This window comes from Oceanobacter antarcticus, from assembly GCF_044962685.1.
Taxonomy (GTDB): domain Bacteria; phylum Pseudomonadota; class Gammaproteobacteria; order Pseudomonadales; family Oceanobacteraceae; genus Oceanobacter; species Oceanobacter antarcticus.
Genome location: NZ_JBBKTX010000025.1, coordinates 14,404 through 36,943 on the forward strand (window position 1 = coordinate 14,404; position 22,540 = coordinate 36,943).

Here is a 22,540-nt window from a genome sequence, read left to right on the forward strand (position 1 = left end):
ACGAGCAATGAATGTGATCAGTAATAACGACGGGTAATCGGATTACTGATTGCAGGGCCAAAACGTTGGCAGGTGGCAGTAAAGAAATTGCTGAGCTTGCCATCGGTCGGTTCGAGATCGATCCCGGCAAGACACGTCAAGCACCTATCATCATCAAGGTGCTGATCGATTAATTGATCCAACTCCTCTATCCATTCCTTGCGCCGTGTGACCAATATTGAGTGGTTAAGGTTTAGCAAATCAATCGTGTATTTTGCCTTCTTCTGGTACCGGCGTGATTTTATTGGATTTGGTACTATTTTACCGTTGTTCAAATACAGAAAGTAGTTATGCTTGGTTCTTGCTAGTAACGGAGAGAGAAATTGTTTCTTATTAAAATGGCTACGTTTGGAGTGGCCTCCAAAGCTACTTATTGGCTCAGAATTATATTGGATTTTTAAATTCTCCAAATCCGTTGAGCTCAGCGCGGATAGTACCAAATTGCGGTAATCGAATGTCTGCAAAGGATATTTGCTCTTGGGTTTGACGTGTTCGACATGAAAGCCAAATCCAAGCTCTTCCAAACGTAGTTCGGTGTATGCACATAATCTGTACTGCTCTTCATGTAGAGTATCCACCAATAAATTGTAGTTATTATTTCTACTGAAACGCTGCCATCTATTTCTCGCACTTTCAGCGTCTATTGGTGGTTTAATCTTCTCGTCGTACAAGCAATCGAGATGCCTCTTCCTTTTGGCAATGTACTTCACCGCTTAAGAGCCTCCATTCGGCGAATCGACCGTTGCAGCCTCAGGATCTGTGGATGCTGATGACCCAGTTGTGCCATCAGTTTTTCCATTAACTGCTGTGCTTTCGGTCTCTGGTATTGGCCACTTTCAATCAGGGTCGTGAGTTCATCAAGATCTGCTTTTTCAGCGACTGGCGGTTGAGGGTCAACCTCCATAATACCTTGCAGTGCATTCTGGCTTTCCATGCCGTAGGAATTCATCAGGGGCATCTCAGCACGTGCTTGCCCGTTGTCGGCGATCACAATCTTGCGAATGGATTCCCGCAGTACAGTGGTCAGCACCTGCGGGCTATGGGTGGTTACAATGAATTGCAGCTTTGGAAATGCTCGTTGTAACGAACCCATTACCTGTTGCTGCCATTCCGGGTGCAGGAACATATCGACTTCGTCGATCAGTACCACTCCGGTAGTTTCGAGGGCTGCATGTTTACCCAGATACGGATTCAGGCGAACACAACGGAATGCGATATCGGCTACCAGAATAACGATATTACGCAGGCCATCACTGAGCATATCCAGAGGCATAAAGCCCAGCTTGTCGTGTTCCATTACCAGCTTTTGGCCCTGGGATTGCCGGTATTGCAGATTTTTCCAGCCGGTGACAGCTTCCGTTACCTCGTTGACCGCCTGCTGAACGGATTCAACGGATTGCCTGAATACGTCGAGGTCACGTCCGTTATGGTTATTCGGGCTTTCCAGGTTGGCGATTTGCAGCTCTCGATAACTTTTGAATAACCAGCCGTACCAGTCTTCAAACTGTTTGTAGCCTGACGTCGCGGTTAAACAGTTTTCATAGCCCCAGATGCGGGAATACATTTGTTGTTCAAGCTTTTTGTCGTCGATTGTGGCAGTAAAGCGCCCTTGGTACCACAATCGTCCGGTGCCTTGATACAGAATCAGTGGCAGTTCCGTGCTGTCACTGGTCTGCTCATCCTGGGCTTTCTTCTGCAGCTCTGTCGCTACAGAGGTGATGCTGTCGTAGATATCATCGCGAAACATACGAGTTTTTGGTTCGACCGATCTTCGTTCTGCATACCAGGTAATAATATCCGGCTCATGAGTGCAAAAAATACCATCCGCCGTGATTCTGGACGGCTTTTGAGGTTCCATACTGCCCGATGGCATTTTTTGCAGACGTACGTCATCTGGCGTAATGCTGGCCAGTACATGTGGACGTGCCGAGCTGACGTCAATACCTTTGATAAACGACGATAATGCAATTCTGGCGGCATCCAATACCGTAGTTTTACCCGCCCCATTGGGGGCAATCAGTACGGTCAGCTGGTCGTGGAAGTCGATTTCCAGCTCTTCAAAGCAGCGGAAATTTTTCAGCGTCAGTCGGTTCAGTTTCATCGGGTTGTGTCTGCAGTAACGGCTATTGGCCAACCAGCCGGGTGCTGTGTCGTCAAACCAGAAGAGATTATTCCGATTTAACCTGGATTGTTGTTAATCATACCGGCCGAATAGCCGGATCACGAGGTTAAAAGGCTCAAAATATCGTCACATTCGGGGCACTGCAGATCACTTGCGTCAGCAGGCACGGGAGGGAATCAACTCTCCCCATATGCCTTGGCGACCAGTTGCTTTGCTTCTTCGAGTTCTTCCGGCGTCCGTACATTGACTTCCAGATCGCCGGTGCCCCAATGGCCGGTATTGCTCATATTCCTCATCCATTTGTCGTCTTTCTCTTCGGCCATTTCACCGGGCAGTTTCAAGTACAGCTGTAAACGCGGGTCTCGTCCGCTGAGTACCAGCACGGAGGCAAAGTTACGAATGCGTTTGAAGGCGGTGTAGAGTTTCAGTTCTTTACGTTGGACTTCGTCGCCGAGGGATTCGATGTAGTCGCACAGGTTGTTGTAGAGCTCAAGCAACTCGGGCGGGGCTTCTGCGAGCCGTTCTTGCTGGCTTTTGTCACCTCGTGTTGTGATTTTGTTTTCCGTTATTGGTGTGTCAATTTGGCTGGCTGTGGAATCAGTTTTACTTGTCTGTGCATCCTGATTGATCTGCGCCGTCTGGGCATTAACCAGTTCCAGCAACAGCAGGTTATCGCCGAAGTAGCGGTAGCGCATCAGCTCGATATTGCGGTTGATCTGTTGCACTGCGTGTTCGTCGTAGCGGTTGAAGTCGGCAGCGATGCAAATCAGCCGGGTGCCGTTCCATTCAATGGCTTCGGCAATCTTTTTGTCGAGTGTTTCCATCACCAACCAGCGGAATTCGGCCTGATGGTCGAGCAACCAGTCGAGGTAAAACAGCCCCTGGTTGATCACGTTTTCATTGCTGTGGCGTTTGTATTCGATGATGACGGGGCAGTTGTTTTCATCAATGCCGAGGGAGTCGATGCGGCCGCGATGAGTTTTGCCGGTGCTGTATTCACTGGCCAGACAGCTCACCCCGAGCAGAGCTGACATATTGCGCTCAACGTCCTGTTGCAGGTGTTTTTCGAGGCGGGCGCTCTGGCCTGATAGCTCTGTGGCCTTGCCCTGATCGAGTGTGAACAGCTTGATGTCGCTCATGGGATACCTTGTTGTTGCTATAACGTCATTTTTGACGGCGATCCCTATGATCAGACACGAATGCTGTCCCTCTCAACATAGGGTTTCAGCTCTGGCCTCAGAGCCTTGTCGGTGACCAGATCAACGGGGCAGCCGAGCAGGTCTTCAAGATAGAACTGCACACCGAAGTAGCGTTTTGAAGTAGCAGGGCCTTCAAAGCTGACGAGTATGTCGACATCGCTGCTATTGGTATTGGTCGCACGGGCGGTTGAGCCAAACAAAGACAGTTCCTGAATGCCAAAGCGAGACTGCAGTTCAGCCTTGCAGTTACGTAACGCGCTGAGTGTTTGTTCCCGGGTCATGGCGATTCTTCAATGAATAGGCTTTGGCTGAGCGTAGCGCCTTACCGGAGTTATGGGAAGGTGGGTTTTGTTGACCCCGGTGTTTGAGCTGTGAGCCCGTTGTGCGAGTATTGATTATTGTCCATGTATCTTCTCTGGGGGGCTTTTGTAGATCTCACAACCACAGCGGCTGCATTGCCAGTGTGGGCTGTCCCATTCACCGGCTTCGTTGATAACCGGCATTTCGCAGCCGCCGATGATTGTTTTGCCGGAATCCATTTCCTCCTGTAATTGTTCGCTGTAGAGCGGGAATCCATACAGAATGCTGCCAACCGGCGCAAAGCCACAGGCCGGGCATTTACGCGGTTTGCGCGAGCGGACAATACGTTCGTTGGTCATAAGCGGTCCTTGATCTGGCGATGGGCCTGGCGCTGTGATTCCAGGTGCAGATCAGCACTATTTATTCTGTGGTTTGACCCCGCCACGACGCCCAAGGCCAAAACCAACCCGGTAAAGGTCGGGCATATCAATACGGCCGTCTTTTTTGGTTTCCATAACGCCCAGCCTTTTGAGGTCTTCGACGATACCTTGCCAGCCTTTTTCGGAGTGTTGCGCAGGTAGACGTTCTGAAGGGATTGACGATGGCCCTTGTGGAAAATGGTCTTGCCAGCGTGGTTCAAAAACGCTGAATTCACCAGGTAGGGTAAGGCCTCGTAGGGGCGCCATAACGGTGGATATCCATGGGTAGTCTTCTTCCAGTTCGGATACCCGGATGCCAGAGGCTTTTTGGATACCCCGCTTGATGCTTTCGTAATGCAGCGCATTTTCGTGGTCAGGATAGCGTTCTTGAGTTCCCTCTGTTGCTTCCTTTATTGCAGCCAAAAATGATCTCGGTGAAGCTTGGCCACGACCGTCCGCCAAATGGCTAACAGACCAGGTGTAAGGCACGCCCCTCCGTTTATCCTTACCCATCCATGGGCCTGCCAATTTTATAAAAGCCTCACGCTGTTGCTCGGATTCGCGTTTCATCCCGTCGTTTAGCAGATAGAGGCCGTTATGTTGCGAATACAGCGATGATGGCAACTGCTCACGTAATAGCTGGCCATGTTCCCTGGGAGCATTAATCAGGCGTTGCCATAATAACCCGTGCACATCATGGCGTGCCCAGTTCAGATCTGCTCGGGAAGCCTTGAGTTTGGATGCATCCGGGAAGTCGAATACGTTACGTTCGGCCTGATCTTCGCGCAGAAAGGCCTTGCCATAGAGCCCATTAAAGGACTTCAGCCAAAGAATGGCTTGCAGCAGCCCGCGGACTATATCGTCCATTTGTTGCCAGTCGCGGCTGATGCGATCCAGCGCATCAAACAGAATCAGGCCTTTCCATGCTCGTGGTTGACGCATCAAAGCCGCCGATTCGTGCGGGCTGTTTTTTTGCCATTCCAACGTATCGGGCCAGGTTTGATCTGGAATTGGGGTCTGGTTTTGACTTGCAACCCAGCGGTAGATAACCGCTTTCCAGATATCCAGCGTCGGATAGCCAAGATTCAGAAGCTGGGCAAATTCATCTTCAGTCGGGTAGGAGGAGTCATCCTGCTTTTCGGAGTGACCAATAAACAGATCAATATCCAGCTCTGGTAATACAGCCCCAATGGTGGCGCGTAATTCCGGATCTCGCAGCGCGGCTGTCCAGAAGGATTTGCCAACACCACGACCACCGACCACGACGCTGGTATCCAGTCGTAAGGCCTTCTGATGAGACAATGGAATATACAGTGTGCCAATGCTCGGTTTTTCACCATGATTACTGGTTTCCAGCGCTGCCAGTGTTCGAACAGAATTTTATAACCGCTCCAGGTCTGACTGCCGTCAATCGCAAACAACAAGATCAATCTGGCGCCCAGATCGGTAATACAGCTGGAAGCGACTTCGTCGATACCGGCGCGGGAGTCGATCAACACAATATCGGGCTGATACTTGTTTTCGAGTTGTAGGATTAGCCGCTGCAGACGTTGCGACCAGCTTTCGCGGCTGCCGTTGGCCTGCAGTTTGGGCATCCAGACCCGGCCCAGCTTGGAAATATATTCGCCGGGATGTGCGCCATGGGCAGGTATGACCAGAATTTCACCATCATGGGATAAATCACTGCTGGCGACCATGTGTTGCATGACGTTATCGCCGTTATCGACCAGATCCTCGACCAGCCAATCCGTAATACCGTAAGCGGGCTGCTTTTCGAGAGGCAGAATCGCAGTCGAGAGACCGGGGGATTCCAGATCAAGGTCGAGCACCAGAACCTTTTTACCAGCCTGCGCCAGAGACCAAGCCGTAGCAGCCAGAGCCGAAGAACGGCCAACGCCACCTTTGATGGAGAAGAACACCACACGGGCCGGGCCAGATTCAGATGCTTGGGTTATGGTTTGCCAGTCGGTTTCCGTCGCCAGGCGGTCAACAACGAATACGTCATCGAACCCGTCAAGCGCGAAACTCGGAGCACCCTGTTTGATGGCTTCCAGGTCATCTTCGAACAGCACCAGTCGTGATGCAGGCCATGCATGTGGAGCCAGTTGTTCACTTATGGCTTCAAGCAATGGCTGCAGTCGCGAAGTCAGTTCTGCATCATTTTCAACGGCTTCCGACAGAATCAGGCGCACACGACTGTTCAGGTCGCGGTTAATCAGCACGGTGCCAAGCTCCGTCAGTAACGGTAAGTGTTGGGCAAATATTGCCTGAAGGGTCGAGGTGATCTGGTCAAAGTTGATCATGGTTTTTCTTGGCTCAGTTGGTAGTCTTTAACCAGTTTTTGGATGGATTTTGCAGCTTTCTTGTGTTGTTGCACGCGTTCCTGAGTGAATTCATTTTCGTTAGCATAACGATCCGAGGCATCCCAATTTGAGAAGGGATTCTCGCTCGGAATGACATACTGAGTTGCCAGTTTGCCATCTATAAATGAATTGTATTCGGCCCATAGTCCGTTGATGTGCTTGAAAAATCTATGTTTTTCATTCTTATTCTCTGGCTGATCAGAGCCAGCGTTCCATTTAATACCGGTTTTCAGAGTGCAGCTCTTATGAGTGTATCGAGTGCTGGTTAATGCTTCGCCAGCCACTCTCGTCCCTGTTCGGCAAACTCAAATAGCTGCCGGGTGTAGCCACCCTGAATTACGCTGCGGACAATGTCCGGGTCAACGTTCAGATAATCGTGAACCAGGACATTGCGCAAACCAATGACCTTGCGCCATCCGACCAGTGACTGGGTTTCCAGTTGCTGGTGTTGTGCCAGTATTTCGAAGGCCATACCGGCATTTTCAGGACTGCTGCCAGACAAGGCTTTGGCCCAGTGTTTGGCGATGCCAGTGCAGCTTTCGATGGTGACTTGTAAGATGCGCTCGGCAGCACGGTATTCAAGGTTTGAGAGTGAACGCTGGGCCAGCAGACCGGATAGCTCGTCCAGTTCAGCCCGGCATCGGGCCAGAGAGTGTTTCATGGCATACAGGTAAGCGCTATCTGTCATGGATGCCTCCGTTGTGGGTCGTGGAGAAACTTTGGTAGTCCAGCTCCATCATCGACATGATCCGGGCTTCTTCTTGTAATCGCCGCCCTTTATCGGCGCTCCAGAGTACCCGATTCGCAGATATCACCGAATAGGCAAGCGGAATGGGCGATTGATTAATGTCCAATATCGACAGTCCGTTGTCTGACAACCCCAATTGCTGCCGCCAGTTGTCCGCTAACAGCTCCGGTCGCAAACGGGTTTCCAGCTTGTTGGCCAAGTGCACAGGGTTGAATGCGACTGCCAGATCAATGTCCGAGTATGCGCCTGCATTGCCTTTGGCGTGTGATCCGTAGAGCCACACAACCTGTACTTCGGGGTGCTGTTGCGCCAGAGCAATGATCTTTTGTTCAGGAAAGCTCATGGTTTCTTCCTGTCCGCTTGGTGGTCTGCTGCGCGGCATTCATTCAGAAAACGAGTGACACCACTCAGAAATTGCCGATAGCTTTCGGACTGGTTATCGATCAGGGATAAATGGGGAGCGATGGCCCGAGCTCCAGAGTTTTTCTGGTAACTCTTGATCAGCTTTTTCAGTTCTTGCTGGGCGTTTGCAAGAGCATCCGGGTTGCGAAACTTCTTGCTGTTTTGTTTTTTGGCCAGTGTCGGTTGGTTAAAAGCATGGGCGACTGCTGCAAGGTCTCCCAGAAACCAGCTTTCCAGTTCGTGAACCACGATACGTACCAGGGTTTCAGGTCGTCCATTGTCGGTGCAGAGTTGTTTCAGTTGTTGTTTGAGCGCAATGCAGTCCCCTTGATCCTTGTCTCTTACGACAATGAACCAGCTATTCGGGACGTTCCAGCCTCGTAGTTTATTGGGAATGGATCGCTCCAGATCGGTCTTCCCTTCATGAGGTGTACAGATAAAAGTCACCTCTGTGGGAAGGAGCCTGGGCAGTATTTCATCAAGTACTTTTTTGGCCGAAGGCTCTTCCAGCAGAAACGCCAGCATGGTCATATCAAGGGTCTACTCCATCAAACAGTCCTTGTTTCCAGAGTGCACCGGGCAGGTCTCCGGCAGCCGCCAGGCTGACCAGCAACGGATTGTCAGAGGCGCGTTGAATGATCGTCAGTCCTTGCTCTTTTTTCAGCCAGAAAATTTCTGATAACTGAATACTGTTGAGCATATCGGGGGAGTGGCTGGACACTAGAACCTGTCCTCCGCGTTCAGCATAAAGACGGAATTCTTCCGCCAGTTCGGGCATCAAGCTGGGATACAGTTGGTTCTCGGGTTCTTCGACACAGAGTAGTGGATGAGGGGCCGGGTCATGAAGCAACAGAAGGTACGCGAACATCTTGATAGTGCCATCAGAGACATAACGAGAAATAAACGGGTCTTTGAATGAGTCATCCTGAAACTTGAGCAGAATACGGCCATCATCTGTTTCGATCGCCTTGACGTCTTTGATACCAGGAACCCGTTGTTTCATCTTTGCCAGTACCTGGCTAAAGATATCCGGGTGTTGTTCGTACAGATACTGGGCTACCAGCGCGGTGTTATCGCCTCTGACCGACAGATGTTCGGCATAACCGGCATCCTGCGATGGGCGCGCCTCACTGATGTGAAAGTCAGACACATGCCAATGTTCTATCAGCTGCCGGAAGGCACTGGCCGCCTTGAAACGCTGGAATTGGCCCAGTCCTTTGATGGCCAGAATATCCGGGCTGTCCAGGGTTTGTTCTTCTCGCTCCAGCTCTGAGTCTTCTTTATTAAAATCGTCCTCGTTAACAATGGCGTAACCCTTGCCCTTCTGGAAGTCGATAAAGTGATAGGGAGAGCCATATTTGCCACGTTTGTATCTGAGTATTTCGCTGGTAATGACAGGGCGATTATTGTCGAGACAAATTTCCAGCCGGTAGGTCACCAGACGTTCTACGTCGTTGATCAATAACCGACATTGTACCGAAATTTCGATGGCTTCATGGGCGTGGCCACGGGTAACCACTTCATGAAAGCCACCTCGTTTTTGCAAGGCAGTACGGACGTTGCCAGCCAGAGCATCCTTGAGAAAACCAAATACATCGAACAGGGTGCTTTTACCTGTGCCGTTCGCTCCGACAAAGACACAGAGGCCCGGCATCTTCGTGATTTTCACTGACTGGAATACGCGGAAGTTTTTGATCGACAGAGACTCGATTTTCACTCTGTGACTCCTGTTATGCGTTCAATGGCGTACGTTAGCAGTTTTAACTGGGGGGTTCTTTGGAAGAGTTGCCGAAGGATTACCCCAAGAATAATTAATCCAAGCAGTATCATTATCTATTGTCGGTGTTGGTGACGCGAGCGGTTGAACCAAACCGAGGCAATTCCCGTACCCCAACGCGATCCTGAAGTTCGTGTTTGCAGCTACATAAAGTGGTGAGTGTTTGTGCGCGGTTCGTGTGTGCGCGGTTCATGACTTTATCCCGTCAACAAAGCGGATCACAACGTAGCGCCTGGCGACGGTGAGTGGAAGTGCATCGGGTGCTGCCGGAAATGCTTGATGTCGGTATGCCTGGTCAAGGTGCTTGGTCAAAATGCTTGGTCAAAGTGCCCGGGTCACTTGTCGGGTAACGGTGGCAAATGTTCCTGCTTGTATATCTCGCAGCCGCACTGGCTGCATTGCCAGTACGGGCTGTCCCATTCTCCGGCTTGATTGATTGTCGGCATTTCGCAACCGCCGATAATCACCTTCCCTGTATGTATGTATGTATGTATGTATGTCAGCCTGCATTTGTTCGTCGTACATTGGAAAACCGTAGAAAATATTTGCCGTGCTCAAGAGTGAATAACTTGATGTCGCTCATAGGGTTCCTTGTCGTTGAGGTGTCGTGCCCGGTTGTTGTGCTGCCGTCACTGCAGCCGTTGTTCCGGTTCTGGCAGCTCATTCTGAATAATGCTCCAGACCTTATCGTCACAATGCCGGAATAGCCATGGATCAGTCGATTCCGGATGGCACAGTAATCCGAGGCAGGTATTGGGCGGACTGCCTCCTGATTGGCTGGTTTGGTACGGCTACCGAATATCGGGAGTGTGAAATTTGCAAAGGGAAACAGCAAACGCCAGGTTTATATCCCGCTGCGTTGTGCCAGTCGCTCGGCAACAAAATCGATAAAGCAGCGTACTTTGGCAGACATGTGTTTGCGGCTGGGGTAGATCAGGTAGATATCAATCACCATCGGTTGGTAGTCGGTAAACAGTTCGATGAGTCGGCCACTGCTGATTTCGTTGGTGAATAAAAATAAGGGCATGCGGGCGATGCCTTGTCCGGCGAGGCAGAGGGATATTTCCATTTCTGAGCTGTTGCTGCTGACCCGGCTGTTTACCTCGACCTGGATGTCTTTGCCGTATTGGTTGCGGTAGTGCCAGAGACGGGGTGTTTTCAGGTAGGTGTAGGTGATGCAGTGATGTTCGGCGAGTTCTTCTGGCCGTTGCGGGGTTCCGTATTGTTGCAAATAGGACGGAGCGGCGAGTGTCACGGCCCGTGAACGCATAACGCGACGGCTGATGAGGCTGGAGTCTTCCAGTTGCGGGGTGGCTCGTATCACAACGTCGAAGCCGTCTGCGACGATGTCGACCTTGAGGTTGTTGAAGTCGATTTCGAGGCCGACCTGTGGGTAATGCTGCAGAAAGTCGGAGAATATGCCGCGCATCTGGGCCATGCCAAAGCTGACCGGGCAGCTGACCTTGAGGGTGCCGGTAGGTTGTTGTTGCTGGCCCATCAGGGCGTTTTGGATATTGCTGACATCGGCAATGATTTGCTGGCATTGCTGGTAGTAGAGTCGGCCTTCGGCGGTCAAATGCAGTGAGCGGGTGGTGCGGTTGAGCAGGCGGGTGCCGAGGCGTTCTTCAAGCCGGGCGATTTCTTTGCTGACATAGGAGGTGGAGTGCCCGGTGTTGTCGGCGGCGCGGGTGAAGCTGCCAGCACTGACCACTTCGGCAAAGATGATGATGCCGTCCAGCAGATGGGCATTGTAAGTCATGCTGTCTCCTTTTCTCGCTCACGACGTGTTGGCTTTTGACGGCGTGAATAATGGCTTATTGATAGTCAGGTGGAAACAATAACTCCACAAAAATGCTATTAATCAATCTGTGTGGCTAATGTAAGGTACACCTCATCAACCAATCTTCATCTTGAAGGAGCCACCGCATGAAAGTATTAGCGTTTGCCGCTACTAACAGCCGTCAGTCCATTAACAAGCAGCTGGTCACTCATGCGGCTAAGCAGCTGCAACAGACCACTGGCGCTGAGTTGGAAATCCTCGATCTGAATGACTTCGAGATGCCGATTTACAGTGTTGATCGTGAACAGGAGTCCGGTATTCCTGAACCGGCTCAGGCGTTTTTCAAGAAAATCGGCGAAGCCGATGCCGTGCTGATCTCGTTTGGTGAGTTTAATGGTTCATTCAGTGTGGCGTATAAAAACGTGTTTGACTGGGCTTCCCGTATCGATCAGAAGGTTTATCAGAACAAGCCGGTCGTGGTAATGGCAGCTTCCCCTGGCCCTGGTGGTGCGCAGAGTGTATTAGCGACTGCTGTGGGTTCCGCGCCGTATTTCGCCATGGACGTGAAAGCTCAACTGTCGGTGCCGTCGTTCTACGATAACTTTGATGTTGAGAAAGGTGAGCTGAGCAATGCGGAATTGACTGCGGCGCTGACTGAGGCGTTGGCAACGCTGGCGTGATGCCTCGCATGGCCTGATCGCTGTAAATTTAAAAAACCGGCTCTGCCGGTTTTTTTGTGCCTGAATGTAGGGACGCCCTCCGTGGCTGTCCGAATACGTGTGAACCGGTTTGCGGACACGGACGGAGCCGGTTTGCGGACACGGACGGAGCCGGTCCCTACGTTGTACAAATGGCGGTCAATGGTAGGGACGCCCTCCGTGGCTGTCCGAATACATGCGGACACGGACGGAGCCGGTTTGCGGACACGGACAGAGCCGGTCCCTACGTTGTATAAATGGCGGTCAATGGTAGGGACGCCCTCCGTGGCTGTCCGAATACATGCGGGCACGGACGGAGGCAAGGCCGATCCTTTCAGGCGACGATACGCATATCCATTTCACTGAGGTGGTTGAGGAACAGGGTGAAAATTTCGCTTTGTTGCGAGGTGTTCAACCGGCCATGGATGTTTTTGCGATGTACTTTGACGGTGCCAACACAGATGTTGAGCAGCTCGGCGATGGACTGGGAGCTGTGGCCTTGCAGAATCAGGGCGGTGATTTCCTGCTCGCGACGGGTCAGGACGCCCTGGCCGAAAGTGCGTAATGCCTGGGTCAGGGTGCTGCGGCTTTGGCCGTTGGGCAGATATTCATCGGCGTTGGAGAGCCAGAATTGGCGAATCAATGCACTGACCATGGCGCAGTGTTCCTGCAGCCGGTTCATTTCTGCACGGGTGATGCTGCCAAGGCTGGATTTGCGACCGAGAGAAAGGGTGAAGTAGCGGTTTTCCGCCAGTTCGATGACCAGGTTGATTTCGTCAACGAGGTCAAATTCCTGATAGCAGCTATTAAAATATTCGCTCTGGGTGAAGGAATCCGGGGCGATGTTGCTGAGGCGGCTTAACCCGGTAATCTGGTTGCTGCTGCTCTGCTGCAGAGCGCAGTAAAGCGGGTCGAGCAGATAGCTGTGGTGCAGGTAGGTTTCCAATGCTGCGCTGGGTGCGTCAGTCTCTGTGTAAATCAGCGTTGGTTTTGCACCGGGAACAAACACCAACATCAGGCAGGTATCGAAATGCGCCAGGCTGGTGAGGTAGTTGGCCAACTCCTTTGGAAAACTGGTCAGGCGAATATGATCGACCAGATTCGCCAACGCCTTGGTTGCGGTTATTTCAGACATCAGAGTGCTCCTGCCTGTTGTGCACTGGCCAGTGTCAGGTCGAGACAGAGGCGGACTTTTTGGCACAGTTCGTTGATTTCTGCTTTGTTGATCACCAAGGGTGGCGACAATACCATGCGGCTGCCGACCGCACGCATGATCAGGCCATTATCAAAACAGTGGTCACGGCAGATCAGGCCGATGTCCAGCGTTGATGGAAACAGGGTTTTGCTGGCCTGGTCTTGCACCAGTGCCATACCGGCGATCAGGCCGGTACCTTCGATATGGCCCACTAACGGGTGATCAGGCAGGCTTTCACGCAGGGTTTTCTGGAAGTAAGGGCCGGTGTTGTCACGGACTTGCTCAACAATATGTTCATTTTTCATGATGTCGATGGTTTTTAATGCCACCGCTGCGGCGACCGGGTGACCAGAATAGGTGAAGCCATGGTTGAAGTCTTCATCCTGAGCCATCAACGTGTTGGCAATACGATCACCAACCGCAACCGCTGCAATCGGCAGGTAGCCGGAAGACAAGCCCTTGGCCATCGACATAATGTCGGGCTGGATATTAAAGGTATCGCTGCCGAACCAGTTGCCAGTGCGGCCAAAACCGCAGATGACTTCATCCACCGCCAACAGAATGTCGTACTTGTGGCAAATACGCTGAATCTCGGGCCAATAACTGGCGGGCGGTACGATCACGCCACCGGCACCCTGAATCGGTTCCGCCACAAACGCCGCGACGTTGTCTGGCCCAACCGCGAGAATTTTTTCTTCCAGTGCCCGCGCTGCTAACAGGCCAAATGCTTCTTCGCTTTGATCGCCGCCTTCGCCATACCAGTAAGGCTGCCGGATGCGTTCGATATTCGGCACCAGCGGCCCGCCCTGTTTGTGCATGCCACTCATACCACCCAGACTGGTGCCACCAATGGTGCTGCCGTGGTAGGCGTTCTCGCGGCTGATCAGAATGTTACGCCATGGCTTGCCCTGGAGCGCCCAGTAGTGGCGGGTCAGACGCATCACAGTATCAATGGCTTCTGAGCCGGAGTTGGCGAAGAAAATCCGGTTAAGATCCCCAGGGGTCACACTGGCGATAGCTTCAGCCAGTTCGACTGCGGGGCCATGGGTAGTTTGAAAAAAGGTGTTGTAGTAAGGCAGTGTGCGCATTTGGGCATCGGCGGCTTCGGCCAGCTCCTCACGGCCATAACCCAGATTGACGCACCACAAGCCTGCCATGCCATCGAGAATCTTGTGGCCCTGTTCATCCCAGATGTACACCCCGTCGGCGTGAGTGATCACCCGTGCACCCTTGTTGTTCAGGCGCGTTGTGTTGGTGAACGGATGCAGGTGGAAACGGGCGTCGCTCTGCTGCAGGGAGGAATGACTGGTTGCAGTAGTGGTGTTGGAATCGTGGCTCATGTCACGTACCTTAATTCTTTAAATGTGATCACAATTTTGTGATCACAAAATGAATTGGTCAATGGCTGTACAAAAGGACTGGCCTGAAATCACCAATCGTCCAGATTGTCCAATAGCGGACGACGACAAAATATGCCTGGCTGGCAGCGTCGGCGAAGAAATGTGTGCGAAGCGAAGTTCTGCAAAGAAATGCCATGCAAAGAAATGCCATGCAAAGAGAGGTTGTTAAGGCGATGCGGAATACAAATGGCAGCGGCCCGGCAGCCGGGTCTTGCTAACCGAGCAATTGTTGCAGCTGTTCTGGTGAGGAGGCAAAAGCACAACCGTCGCGAATATCAGCGCTGATGGCCATTTGTAAGGCCAGAGAATCGCGCTCACGAATGGCGGCAACGGCCTCCTTGTGGCGATCGACCTGGTAATAATCATCAAGATTTTCGCTGGCGACTTGCATAAACGGCGCCAGTTGCAGCCACAGACTTTCGATTAACGACTGGGTAACCTGATGCGGGTTGGCGGTGTAAAGCAGGCGGTGGAATTGCTGATTATACCGGGTTACATCGTGGCTGTTGCCGGTCTCGCTGGCGATATCAATGCGGCTGTCGAGTTCTTCCAGCTGGGCCAGCCGGGTTTCATCAATGTAGGGCATGGCGCGCACGGCACTGTGGGTTTCGAGGCAGATGCGGGCTTCAACCAGCTCGGCAAATTTCATCGCCGTCATTTTCGGCACCATAACGCGGCGGTTTTCGAGAATTTCCAATGCCCCTTCTGCCGACAACTGGCGCAGAGCCTCGCGGATGGGCATGGGGGATACATCGAGCAATGTCGCCAATTCGCGTATGGTAAGAGCACGCCCTGGCGCTATTTTCCCCAGTAATACGGCCTGGCGCAGTGTGCTGTATACCCACTGGGTGATAGTTACAGCGCTGTGGCGCTCAGTTAGGGTGAGATCAATCGGGGTGTGTTTATCCATGCTGATAGCGCTCTGCCTGCGGTTTTTGCTCGTGTTTGCTACTTGCCTGTCATCGAATATGTGATCACAATTCGGGATATTCAAGCACAACACAGGCGGGGCAGCCAGAGCGTTTGTGTGCCCCTTCTTTCCTTGTGCTCCTTCATGACCAGGTGTTCCATGCAAAATGATTTTGATCTTTTTATCGTCGATCTGAACGGCAACCTGCGAGGCAAACGCCTGTTAGGCAGCTCGCTGGATAAAGTCTATGAAGAGGGCGTCAAGTTGCCACGCTCCGTTATCGGTGTCGATTTCTGGGGCGGTGATGTCCCTGATAACGGCCTGGTGTTCGAAACCGGTGACAACGACGGTATTTGTATACCCGTGCAAGACAAACCGACTCTGGTGCCCTGGGCTGGCGAAGAGCGCCATCAGTTGCAGGCGATGATGATGAACCCGGACGGCTCGCCCTTTAACGTCGATCCGCGCCAGGTATTAAAAAACATCGTCGACCGTTTCCATGAGCGTGGCTGGTATCCGGTGATGGCCACCGAGCTGGAATTCTATCTGATGGATGGTGACTCGGAAGAAGTACAGCGTCCGCGTCCGCCGGTGCTGGACCGGGGTCATGGCCGCCGCCTCAACACCACCGATGCCTACTCAATTGAAGACGTCGATGGCCTGGAGTCGTTTTTTGCTGAAGTGCGTGCCGCCTGTGATGTACAGGGTGTATTGGCCGATACCATTATTTCCGAGCTGGGGCCGGGTCAGTTCGAGATCAACCTCAAGCACGTCTCCGACCCGTTAAACGCTGGTGACCAGTCGATCTGGTTCAAGCGGCTGGTCAAGGGCATTGCCCGCAAGCACGGTTACACTTCCACTTTTATGGCCAAGCCTTACGCCGAACATTCCGGTAACGGCTTTCACGTGCATTTCAGCCTGGTCGACAAGGATGGTAACAATCTGTTCGACAACGGCGGCGAAGAAGGCACCGAGATGCTGACCCAGGCGATTGCCGGTTTGCTGGAATTGATGCCTAGCTCGATGCTGCTGTTTGCGCCGCACCTGAATTCCTATCGCCGCTTTCAGGACGGTTCCCATGCGCCGGTATTTGCCTGCTGGGGTTATGAGAATCGCACGACTGCAGTACGGGTACCGGAAGGTGACCCGGAAGCACGGCGGCTGGAGCACCGGGTGTCCGGTGCCGACGCTAACCCGTATCTGGTGTTGGCGGCCGTATTGGCCGGGTCTTTGTATGGCCTGAATAACAAACTCGTGCCGCCAGAACCGATGGAAGGCGATGCCTACGCCGATTCCCACGAGTCGACGCGTTTGCCTTATCGCTGGGACGACGCCATCAAGGCGCTGGACAAGAGTGCAGTGCTGCGTGAATACCTGGGCGATGAGTTTGTGGATGTTTTCTGTGCGATCAAGCGCCAGGAAATTACCGAGCTGAACAGCCGTATTTCCGACATTGAATATGAGTCGTACCTCGGCCTGCTGTAACCGCAGCACAAGCCTGGCACTGGTCGCGTCAGCACATGGTCAGCACATGGTTGGTACACGAATGTGCGTCAGCGACAAGGCGGGTGCGACAAAAATTGAATGACAGCACAGACAGCACAATCTGAGTGACAACAGTGGGCGGCCCATCGGGTCGCCTGTTTTGGTTGTGGAGTACTGTGCTGGCTTTGGATGTGACCGGTGCCGCTCAGATTCGCAGGGTGGCGCGGCTGGTAATGTGAACATTGTCGGCCAGCTTGTGGCGGAAATAAGCCAATATTGGCTCTACAGGGCCTGATTTTACTGGCCTGTATAAAGCCCACCGGGGATCTAGCCCCTGGGGGGTATGGGAATGCCTCGGCGGCATCCGTAGCGTGACGATCAAGGTTGCTCGACTAACGTGTTATTTCTGGAGAAACATATGCTCAAACTGTCTGCTCTGATGGCCTCTGTATGCGCGCTGACGGCCGCATCCAGCGCTCTGGCCGCTGATAAGGAACTGAATATCTACAACTGGTCGGATTATATCTACCCGGAAGCGGTGGCTGAATTCGAACAAAAAACCGGCATCAAGGTGAACTACGACGTTTACGATTCCAACGAAGTGCTGGAAGCCAAATTGATGACGGGCAGCAGCGGTTACGACCTGGTAGTACCGACCGGTGCTTTTCTTGAACGTCAGATTCAGGCCGGTATCTACGCCACCATCGACAGCAGCAAGCTGAGCAACTACGGCAACCTCGACCAGACCCTGCTGGAAAAAGTCGCCCGTCACGATGCCGGTAATGCCCACAGTGTGCCATGGGCCTGGGGCACCATTGGTCTGGGTTACAACGTGGAAATGATCAAGGCGCGACTGGGTGAGATGCCTGTCGATACCCTCGACCTGATCTTTGATCCAAAAATATCTGCCAAGCTGAAAGACTGCGGCATTGGCTTGCTGGATTCTCCGGCAGAAGTGATGTCGATTGCGCTGAACTACCAGGGTCTCGATCCCAACTCAGAAAGCAAGGGCGACCTGAACAAGGCTGAAGCCCTGATGAAAGCCAATCGTGACAACTACCGTTATTTCCATTCCAGCCAGTACATCTCCGATCTGGCCAACGGTGAAATCTGTGTCGCGCTGGGCTACAACGGCGATATTCTGCAATCCCAGAGCCGCGCAGAAGAAGCCGGACAGGGAGTGGAAGTGGCGTACGTCATTCCGAAAGAAGGCACGCTGGTATGGTTTGACCTGATGGCGATTCCTGCCGATGCCCCCCATAAAGACGCGGCTTACCAATTCATCAACTTTGTCCTCGAGCCAAAAACCGCAGCCGGTATCTCCAACTACGTCTATTACGCCGTACCGAACACCGCTGCCGAGCCATTCCTGAACGAAGACGTGATCAGCAACCCGGGCATTTACCCAAGTACCGCCGTGAAAGCCAAGCTGTTTACCCAGCAAGCCCACACCGCCAAGTTTGACCGCGTGCTCAACCGTGCCTGGTCAAACGTCAAAACCGGCCGTTAATTGATATTCGCACCGACCCGGAGAAACATCCGGGCGGTGCTACCATTCCCGAGGGGGGCAGCCCCCGTCTAACTGGTAGCCAGGTTATGACAACAGCACAACAACCCGCCCCGAAAACCAACCCGCTGACGGCGCCCACGCCAGACTTGTGGCGCGACCCCAAGGCCCATCCGTTTGTCTTCTTTGACGGGGTGACCAAACAGTTTGGTGACTTTACCGCCGTCGACAACATCAGCCTGAAAGTCTACAAGCGCGAGCTGTTCTGTTTGCTGGGCGGCTCCGGTTCGGGCAAAAGTACCCTGCTGCGGATGCTGGCCGGGTTCGAACAGCCGACCAGTGGCCGTATTCTGATTGACGATGTCGACATGGCTGGCATTCCGCCGTGGAATCGACCGGTGAACATGATGTTTCAGTCTTATGCGCTGTTCCCGCATCTGAGCGTTGAAAAAAACATTGCCTTTGGCCTCAAGCGCCAGCGGCTGGCCGACGTCGACATCAAGCGTCGCGTGGCCGATATGCTCGACATGGTGCAACTGGGCCATCTCGGCAAACGCAAACCACACCAGCTTTCCGGTGGTCAGCGCCAGCGGGTAGCCCTGGCGCGCTCGCTGGTAAAGCGCCCGAAGTTGCTGCTGCTCGACGAACCGCTGGGAGCGTTGGATAAAAAACTGCGCGAAGAAACCCAGTTTGAGTTGGTGAACATTCAGGACGAGCTGGGCGTGACCTTTGTGGTGGTCACCCACGACCAGGAAGAAGCCATGACGCTGGCGACCCGTATCGGCGTGATGAACCAGGGCAACATTGTCCAGGTGGGTGAGCCCCACGATATTTACGAATACCCCAACAGCCAGTTTGTCGCCCGGTTTGTCGGCTCGGTCAACCTGCTTAATGGTCGGGTGACGGAAGACGAACCGGATCGCGTGCGTATTCGCTGCAACGACTTTGAGCCAAGCGTGTACCTCAACCATGGCATCAGCTGTGCGCCCAATCAGGAAGTGTGCGTGGCCATCCGGCCAGAAAAAATGCTCATCAGCCACGAGCCACCGGTACAAACCGACAACACCTGCTCTGGCGTGATCGAAGACATCGCCTACATGGGCAGCCTGTCGGTCTTCCGGGTACGCCTCGACAGCGGCAAGGAAGTCCGTGTGACCCAGCCCAATACCTCCCGCGACAGCGGTGCCCGTTTTACCTGGCATGAACGGGTACACCTGTACTGGGATGTGGATAGCGCCGTCGTGCTGACCAGCTGAGGATACCCTTATGAGTCAATTCAACGGCTACACAGCCGCACAAGCGCTGTTGCAACGCGCGTTTCACAAACTGCCATTAAAACGGATTAACTGGGGTCGCCAACTGGTGATCTCGGCCCCGTTTGTATGGCTGGCGGTGTTCTTTTTTATCCCGTTTCTGGTGGTGTTCAAGATCTCGCTATCGGAAACCGCCATCGCCATACCGCCCTATACCGCGTTGGTTGAGCTGGAAGACGCCTACTTCAACATCAAGCTGAATCTCGGTAATTACCTGTTTCTGTGGGAAGACTCCTTCTACCTGGAGGCTTACCTCAGTTCGATCCGGATTGCCGGTATCTCGACTCTGCTGGCACTGATCATCGGCTTCCCCATGGCCTACCTGATTGCCCGCAGCGAATCCCGTACCCGCACCCTCTTGCTGGCGCTGGTGGTCTTGCCTTTCTGGACCTCGTTCCTGTTACGGGTATACGCCTGGGTCGGGCTGCTGAAAAAGAACGGCCTGGTCAACGATATACTGATCAACCTGGGCATCGTCAGCGAACCAATCCAGATGTTACAAACCGACTTCGCGGTCTATATCGGCATCGTCTACACCTACCTGCCGTTTATGATTCTGCCGCTCTACACCACGTTAGAGAAAATGGACATCTCGCTACTGGAAGCCGCAGAAGACCTGGGCTGTCGGCCAATGCAGAGTTTCTTCCTGGTGACCGTGCCGCTGGCCATGCCCGGTATTCTGGCAGGCTGCACCCTGGTGTTTATTCCGGCGGTGGGGGAATACGTGATACCGGCGTTACTGGGTGGCTCCGATACCCTGATGATTGGCCGGGTACTGTGGGATGAATTCTCGCTCAATCGCGACTGGCCGATGGCATCGGCAGTGGCCACCGTGATGCTGGTGGTATTGGTATTACCCATCATGCTGCTGCGTAACCGCAAGGAGGCCGAATAATGGCCGCACAACGTCGTTCCTGGTTTTTATATTCTGCCTCGGCACTGGGGTTTCTGTTTCTCTACGTGCCGATTATTTCACTGATCATCTACAGTTTTAACAAGTCCAAACTGGTGACCGTTTGGGGTGGCTGGTCGCTGCAATGGTATGGCGAACTGTTCCAGAACGAACAGATACTCAGCGCCGCCTGGCTCAGCATCAAGATTGCCTTTATCTCCGCCTCGCTGGCGGTGGTACTTGGCACCATGGCAGGTTTTGCACTCAGTCGAATGGGCAAGTTTCGCGGCAAAATGATGCTCTCGGGCTGGATTTCTGCCCCGTTGATTATGCCGGAAGTCATTACCGGCCTGTCGTTGTTACTGCTGTTTGTGGCCATGGAAGGCCTGTTTGGCTGGCCTGCCGGACGTGGCACCCTGACCATTATCCTGGCCCACACCACCTTCTGTATGGCCTATGTGGCCGTGATTGTGCAGGCACGGATGGCGGATTTTGACGAATCCCTCGAAGAAGCAGCGATGGACCTGGGAGCCAAACCCTCATCGTTATTCTTTCTGGTCACCTTGCCATTGATTGCCCCGGCGATCCTGTCGGGCTGGCTGCTGTCGTTTACCCTGTCGCTCGACGACCTGGTGATCGCCAGCTTTGTCTCCGGGCCAGGCGACAGCACCCTGCCCATGGTGATCTTCTCCAAGGTACGCCTGGGCGTGACCCCGGAAGTCAACGCCCTGGCAACGCTGATGATCCTGATCGTGGCGATTGGTGTCGTCGTGGCGATGATGCAAATGAAAAAACGGCCTCAGCCGTAACGCCTGCTTGTAACAGGCAGCCCGCATAACACACCACTGGCGTGTTATGCGCACCCTACGACCGTTAACAACGAGCACTTTATGAAAATCGGTATTCTGGTCACCGGGATCACCCCGGATACCCTGATCGACCAATACGGCTCCTACGCCGATATGTTTATCCGCCTGTTCCAACCCCACAACCCCGGCTTCGACTACGTCATCTACAACGTCAGCCTTGGCGAACTCCCCGCCAGCGCCAACGACTGCGATGGCTGGGTGATCACCGGCTCGAAACACAGCGTCTACGAACAGCTGGACTGGATTACGCAACTCAAGGAACTGGTGCGCCATATAGCCACATCGAAACGACCGTTAGTCGGCATCTGCTTTGGCCACCAACTGATTGCCGAAGCGCTGGGTGGCAAGGTCGAAAAATACAGCGGCGGCTGGGGTCTGGGAATCAACACCTACCAGCTCGACAACGGCTTTGCCCAACAGCTCGAACAAGCCACCGGACAAGCGCCGCAAACACTCAACATCAACGCCGTGCATCAGGATCAGGTGAGCATACTGCCAGAAGGTGCGACCGTACTGGCCCACTCCGACTTCTGCCGCTACGCCGCGCTGAGCTACTGCGACAACCGCATTGTCAGCCTGCAACCCCACCCGGAATTTACCCTCGGCTTTGAAGACGCCCTGCTCGACGAACGCGGCGGCGAGGGCATCCCGCTGCAAGACGCCCGGCAAGGACTAGTCAGCGTACGACAACCCGGTGCCTGCCTGGACTCCCCGGTGATTGCGGGCTGGCTGGTGGCCGTGTTGCAGCAAAAACAGTAATAAACCGGCCGCAACGACGATGACGTAGGGACGCCCTCCGTGGCTGTCCTTAACGGAGCCGGGCGGACACGGACGGAGCCGGTCCCTACCCGAAACGCTACGAAAAATGGAAAGCGGCAAAACGTCTTAATCCCTTTTTATTCAGGGTTGGTTTCTTACTTTAACGACGGCATCATGGGTTCTATGGCATCGAGTGCGGCACTGGTATAGGCGGCGTGAACATGGGTGTAGTAGCCGCCTCTCTCTTTGCTGACTTTTGGGCAGTATTGTTGTTTGGCGAAATCCAGATCGGATTCTTTACGACAGCGCAAAGTGAGCCTGTTTAATAAATTATATTGCTCACAATTTAATTTTTAGCAATAC

Annotated in this window: 23 protein-coding genes; 7 read left to right on the forward strand and 16 right to left on the reverse strand. The window is 53.3% G+C overall.

Annotation, left to right across the window (positions count from 1 at the left end; genetic code table 11):
* Nucleotides 1–17: 17 nt before the first annotated feature.
* From WG929_RS17225 to WG929_RS17280, 12 genes are all read right to left on the reverse strand, one after another.
* Nucleotides 18–710: a retron system putative HNH endonuclease gene (locus WG929_RS17225; RefSeq protein WP_416207083.1), complete on the reverse strand. Its 693-nt coding sequence runs from the start codon at nt 708–710 to the stop codon at nt 18–20.
* A gap of 35 nt (nt 711–745) precedes the next feature.
* Nucleotides 746–2,140 (reverse strand): AAA family ATPase, encoded by a 1,395-nt coding sequence (locus tag WG929_RS17230; protein ID WP_416207084.1) that lies wholly within the window; start codon nt 2,138–2,140, stop codon nt 746–748.
* A 197-nt stretch (nt 2,141–2,337) separates the two neighbouring features.
* Nucleotides 2,338–3,300: a DUF5655 domain-containing protein gene (locus WG929_RS17235; protein WP_416207085.1), complete on the reverse strand. Its 963-nt coding sequence runs from the start codon at nt 3,298–3,300 to the stop codon at nt 2,338–2,340.
* Between the two features lie 50 nt (nt 3,301–3,350).
* The gene (locus tag WG929_RS17240) at nt 3,351–3,641 is read right to left on the reverse strand and encodes a nucleotidyltransferase family protein (protein WP_416207086.1); all 291 of its coding nucleotides are present in this window, start codon (nt 3,639–3,641) and stop codon (nt 3,351–3,353) included.
* A gap of 114 nt (nt 3,642–3,755) precedes the next feature.
* Nucleotides 3,756–4,019 (reverse strand): hypothetical protein, encoded by a 264-nt coding sequence (locus tag WG929_RS17245; protein ID WP_416207087.1) that lies wholly within the window; start codon nt 4,017–4,019, stop codon nt 3,756–3,758.
* Between the two features lie 1,145 nt (nt 4,020–5,164).
* Nucleotides 5,165–6,382 carry a tyrosine-protein kinase family protein gene (locus tag WG929_RS17250; protein ID WP_416207088.1) on the reverse strand — a complete coding sequence of 406 codons (1,218 nt, stop codon included), beginning with the start codon at nt 6,380–6,382 and terminating at the stop codon, nt 5,165–5,167.
* Complete coding sequence (locus WG929_RS17255) at nt 6,379–6,726, reverse strand: hypothetical protein (RefSeq protein WP_416207089.1); 348 nt, start codon at nt 6,724–6,726, stop codon at nt 6,379–6,381. The genes WG929_RS17250 and WG929_RS17255 overlap by 4 nt, the downstream gene beginning before the upstream one ends.
* On the reverse strand, nt 6,708–7,130 hold the full coding sequence (hepT, locus tag WG929_RS17260) for a type VII toxin-antitoxin system HepT family RNase toxin (protein WP_416207090.1): 423 nt from the start codon (nt 7,128–7,130) through the stop codon (nt 6,708–6,710). The genes WG929_RS17255 and hepT overlap by 19 nt, the downstream gene beginning before the upstream one ends.
* A complete protein-coding gene (gene mntA, locus WG929_RS17265) occupies nt 7,120–7,533 on the reverse strand; it encodes a type VII toxin-antitoxin system MntA family adenylyltransferase antitoxin (RefSeq protein WP_416207091.1) in 414 nt (137 codons plus the stop codon). Before mntA ends, hepT begins: the two co-directional genes overlap by 11 nt.
* Nucleotides 7,530–8,123, reverse strand: coding sequence for a DUF4276 family protein (locus tag WG929_RS17270; RefSeq protein ID WP_416207092.1), 594 nt, complete (start codon nt 8,121–8,123; stop codon nt 7,530–7,532). Before WG929_RS17270 ends, mntA begins: the two co-directional genes overlap by 4 nt.
* Nucleotide 8,124: 1 nt before the next feature.
* Entirely contained in the window at nt 8,125–9,309 is a 1,185-nt protein-coding gene (locus WG929_RS17275) for an AAA family ATPase (protein WP_416207093.1), read from the reverse strand.
* Between the two features lie 904 nt (nt 9,310–10,213).
* Nucleotides 10,214–11,128 carry a LysR family transcriptional regulator gene (locus WG929_RS17280; protein ID WP_416207094.1) on the reverse strand — a complete coding sequence of 305 codons (915 nt, stop codon included), beginning with the start codon at nt 11,126–11,128 and terminating at the stop codon, nt 10,214–10,216.
* A gap of 167 nt (nt 11,129–11,295) precedes the next feature.
* On the opposite strand from WG929_RS17280, the gene WG929_RS17285 reads away from it, so the two are divergent.
* A complete protein-coding gene (locus WG929_RS17285; protein ID WP_416207095.1) occupies nt 11,296–11,829 on the forward strand; it encodes an NADPH-dependent FMN reductase in 534 nt (177 codons plus the stop codon).
* A gap of 352 nt (nt 11,830–12,181) precedes the next feature.
* On the opposite strand, the gene WG929_RS17290 is transcribed toward WG929_RS17285, so the two are convergent.
* From WG929_RS17290 to WG929_RS17300, 3 genes are all read right to left on the reverse strand, one after another.
* The gene (locus WG929_RS17290) at nt 12,182–12,982 is read right to left on the reverse strand and encodes a helix-turn-helix transcriptional regulator (protein ID WP_416207096.1); all 801 of its coding nucleotides are present in this window, start codon (nt 12,980–12,982) and stop codon (nt 12,182–12,184) included.
* Nucleotides 12,982–14,382 carry an aspartate aminotransferase family protein gene (locus tag WG929_RS17295; protein WP_416207097.1) on the reverse strand — a complete coding sequence of 467 codons (1,401 nt, stop codon included), beginning with the start codon at nt 14,380–14,382 and terminating at the stop codon, nt 12,982–12,984. Before WG929_RS17295 ends, WG929_RS17290 begins: the two co-directional genes overlap by 1 nt.
* 274 nt (nt 14,383–14,656) lie before the next feature.
* Nucleotides 14,657–15,352, reverse strand: coding sequence for a GntR family transcriptional regulator (locus WG929_RS17300; RefSeq protein WP_369855701.1), 696 nt, complete (start codon nt 15,350–15,352; stop codon nt 14,657–14,659).
* 159 nt (nt 15,353–15,511) lie between these two features.
* On the opposite strand from WG929_RS17300, the gene WG929_RS17305 reads away from it, so the two are divergent.
* The 6 genes from WG929_RS17305 (at nt 15,512) to WG929_RS17330 (ending at nt 22,177) form a co-directional block, all read left to right on the forward strand.
* Nucleotides 15,512–16,837, forward strand: a complete 1,326-nt coding sequence (locus WG929_RS17305; protein ID WP_369855700.1) for a glutamine synthetase family protein — start codon at nt 15,512–15,514, stop codon at nt 16,835–16,837.
* Nucleotides 16,838–17,255: 418 nt separating this feature from the next.
* A complete protein-coding gene (locus WG929_RS17310; protein WP_416207098.1) occupies nt 17,256–18,347 on the forward strand; it encodes a polyamine ABC transporter substrate-binding protein in 1,092 nt (363 codons plus the stop codon).
* Nucleotides 18,348–18,433: 86 nt separating this feature from the next.
* Nucleotides 18,434–19,600: an ABC transporter ATP-binding protein gene (locus WG929_RS17315; RefSeq protein WP_416207099.1), complete on the forward strand. Its 1,167-nt coding sequence runs from the start codon at nt 18,434–18,436 to the stop codon at nt 19,598–19,600.
* Between the two features lie 10 nt (nt 19,601–19,610).
* Complete coding sequence (locus WG929_RS17320) at nt 19,611–20,552, forward strand: ABC transporter permease subunit (RefSeq protein WP_369855697.1); 942 nt, start codon at nt 19,611–19,613, stop codon at nt 20,550–20,552.
* A complete protein-coding gene (locus WG929_RS17325) occupies nt 20,552–21,358 on the forward strand; it encodes an ABC transporter permease subunit (RefSeq protein WP_416207100.1) in 807 nt (268 codons plus the stop codon). Before WG929_RS17320 ends, WG929_RS17325 begins: the two co-directional genes overlap by 1 nt.
* A gap of 81 nt (nt 21,359–21,439) precedes the next feature.
* Complete coding sequence (locus WG929_RS17330; RefSeq protein ID WP_416207101.1) at nt 21,440–22,177, forward strand: type 1 glutamine amidotransferase; 738 nt, start codon at nt 21,440–21,442, stop codon at nt 22,175–22,177.
* Between the two features lie 155 nt (nt 22,178–22,332).
* Here WG929_RS17330 and WG929_RS17335 read toward each other — a convergent pair whose 3' ends face one another.
* Nucleotides 22,333–22,488, reverse strand: a complete 156-nt coding sequence (locus WG929_RS17335) for a hypothetical protein (RefSeq protein ID WP_369855694.1) — start codon at nt 22,486–22,488, stop codon at nt 22,333–22,335.
* Nucleotides 22,489–22,540 lie beyond the last annotated feature (52 nt).

Excerpts from the sequence above, each read along its gene's own strand:
- WG929_RS17295 (WP_416207097.1), bottom strand. The coding sequence starts at position 14,382 with ATGAGCCACGATTCCAACACCACTACTGCAACCAGTCATTCCTCCCTG.
- WG929_RS17245 (WP_416207087.1), bottom strand. The coding sequence starts at position 4,019 with ATGACCAACGAACGTATTGTCCGCTCGCGCAAACCGCGTAAATGCCCG.
- WG929_RS17305 (WP_369855700.1), top strand. The coding sequence starts at position 15,512 with ATGCAAAATGATTTTGATCTTTTTATCGTCGATCTGAACGGCAACCTG.
- WG929_RS17240 (WP_416207086.1), bottom strand. The coding sequence starts at position 3,641 with ATGACCCGGGAACAAACACTCAGCGCGTTACGTAACTGCAAGGCTGAA.
- WG929_RS17300 (WP_369855701.1), bottom strand. The coding sequence starts at position 15,352 with ATGGATAAACACACCCCGATTGATCTCACCCTAACTGAGCGCCACAGC.
- WG929_RS17290 (WP_416207096.1), bottom strand. The coding sequence starts at position 12,982 with ATGTCTGAAATAACCGCAACCAAGGCGTTGGCGAATCTGGTCGATCAT.
- WG929_RS17250 (WP_416207088.1), bottom strand. The coding sequence starts at position 6,382 with ATGATCAACTTTGACCAGATCACCTCGACCCTTCAGGCAATATTTGCC.
- hepT (WP_416207090.1), bottom strand. The coding sequence starts at position 7,130 with ATGACAGATAGCGCTTACCTGTATGCCATGAAACACTCTCTGGCCCGA.
- WG929_RS17330 (WP_416207101.1), top strand. The coding sequence starts at position 21,440 with ATGAAAATCGGTATTCTGGTCACCGGGATCACCCCGGATACCCTGATC.
- WG929_RS17270 (WP_416207092.1), bottom strand. The coding sequence starts at position 8,123 with ATGACCATGCTGGCGTTTCTGCTGGAAGAGCCTTCGGCCAAAAAAGTA.
- mntA (WP_416207091.1), bottom strand. The coding sequence starts at position 7,533 with ATGAGCTTTCCTGAACAAAAGATCATTGCTCTGGCGCAACAGCACCCC.
- WG929_RS17320 (WP_369855697.1), top strand. The coding sequence starts at position 19,611 with ATGAGTCAATTCAACGGCTACACAGCCGCACAAGCGCTGTTGCAACGC.
- WG929_RS17285 (WP_416207095.1), top strand. The coding sequence starts at position 11,296 with ATGAAAGTATTAGCGTTTGCCGCTACTAACAGCCGTCAGTCCATTAAC.
- WG929_RS17315 (WP_416207099.1), top strand. The coding sequence starts at position 18,434 with ATGACAACAGCACAACAACCCGCCCCGAAAACCAACCCGCTGACGGCG.
- WG929_RS17230 (WP_416207084.1), bottom strand. The coding sequence starts at position 2,140 with ATGAAACTGAACCGACTGACGCTGAAAAATTTCCGCTGCTTTGAAGAG.
- WG929_RS17310 (WP_416207098.1), top strand. The coding sequence starts at position 17,256 with ATGCTCAAACTGTCTGCTCTGATGGCCTCTGTATGCGCGCTGACGGCC.
- WG929_RS17325 (WP_416207100.1), top strand. The coding sequence starts at position 20,552 with ATGGCCGCACAACGTCGTTCCTGGTTTTTATATTCTGCCTCGGCACTG.
- WG929_RS17235 (WP_416207085.1), bottom strand. The coding sequence starts at position 3,300 with ATGAGCGACATCAAGCTGTTCACACTCGATCAGGGCAAGGCCACAGAG.
- WG929_RS17280 (WP_416207094.1), bottom strand. The coding sequence starts at position 11,128 with ATGACTTACAATGCCCATCTGCTGGACGGCATCATCATCTTTGCCGAA.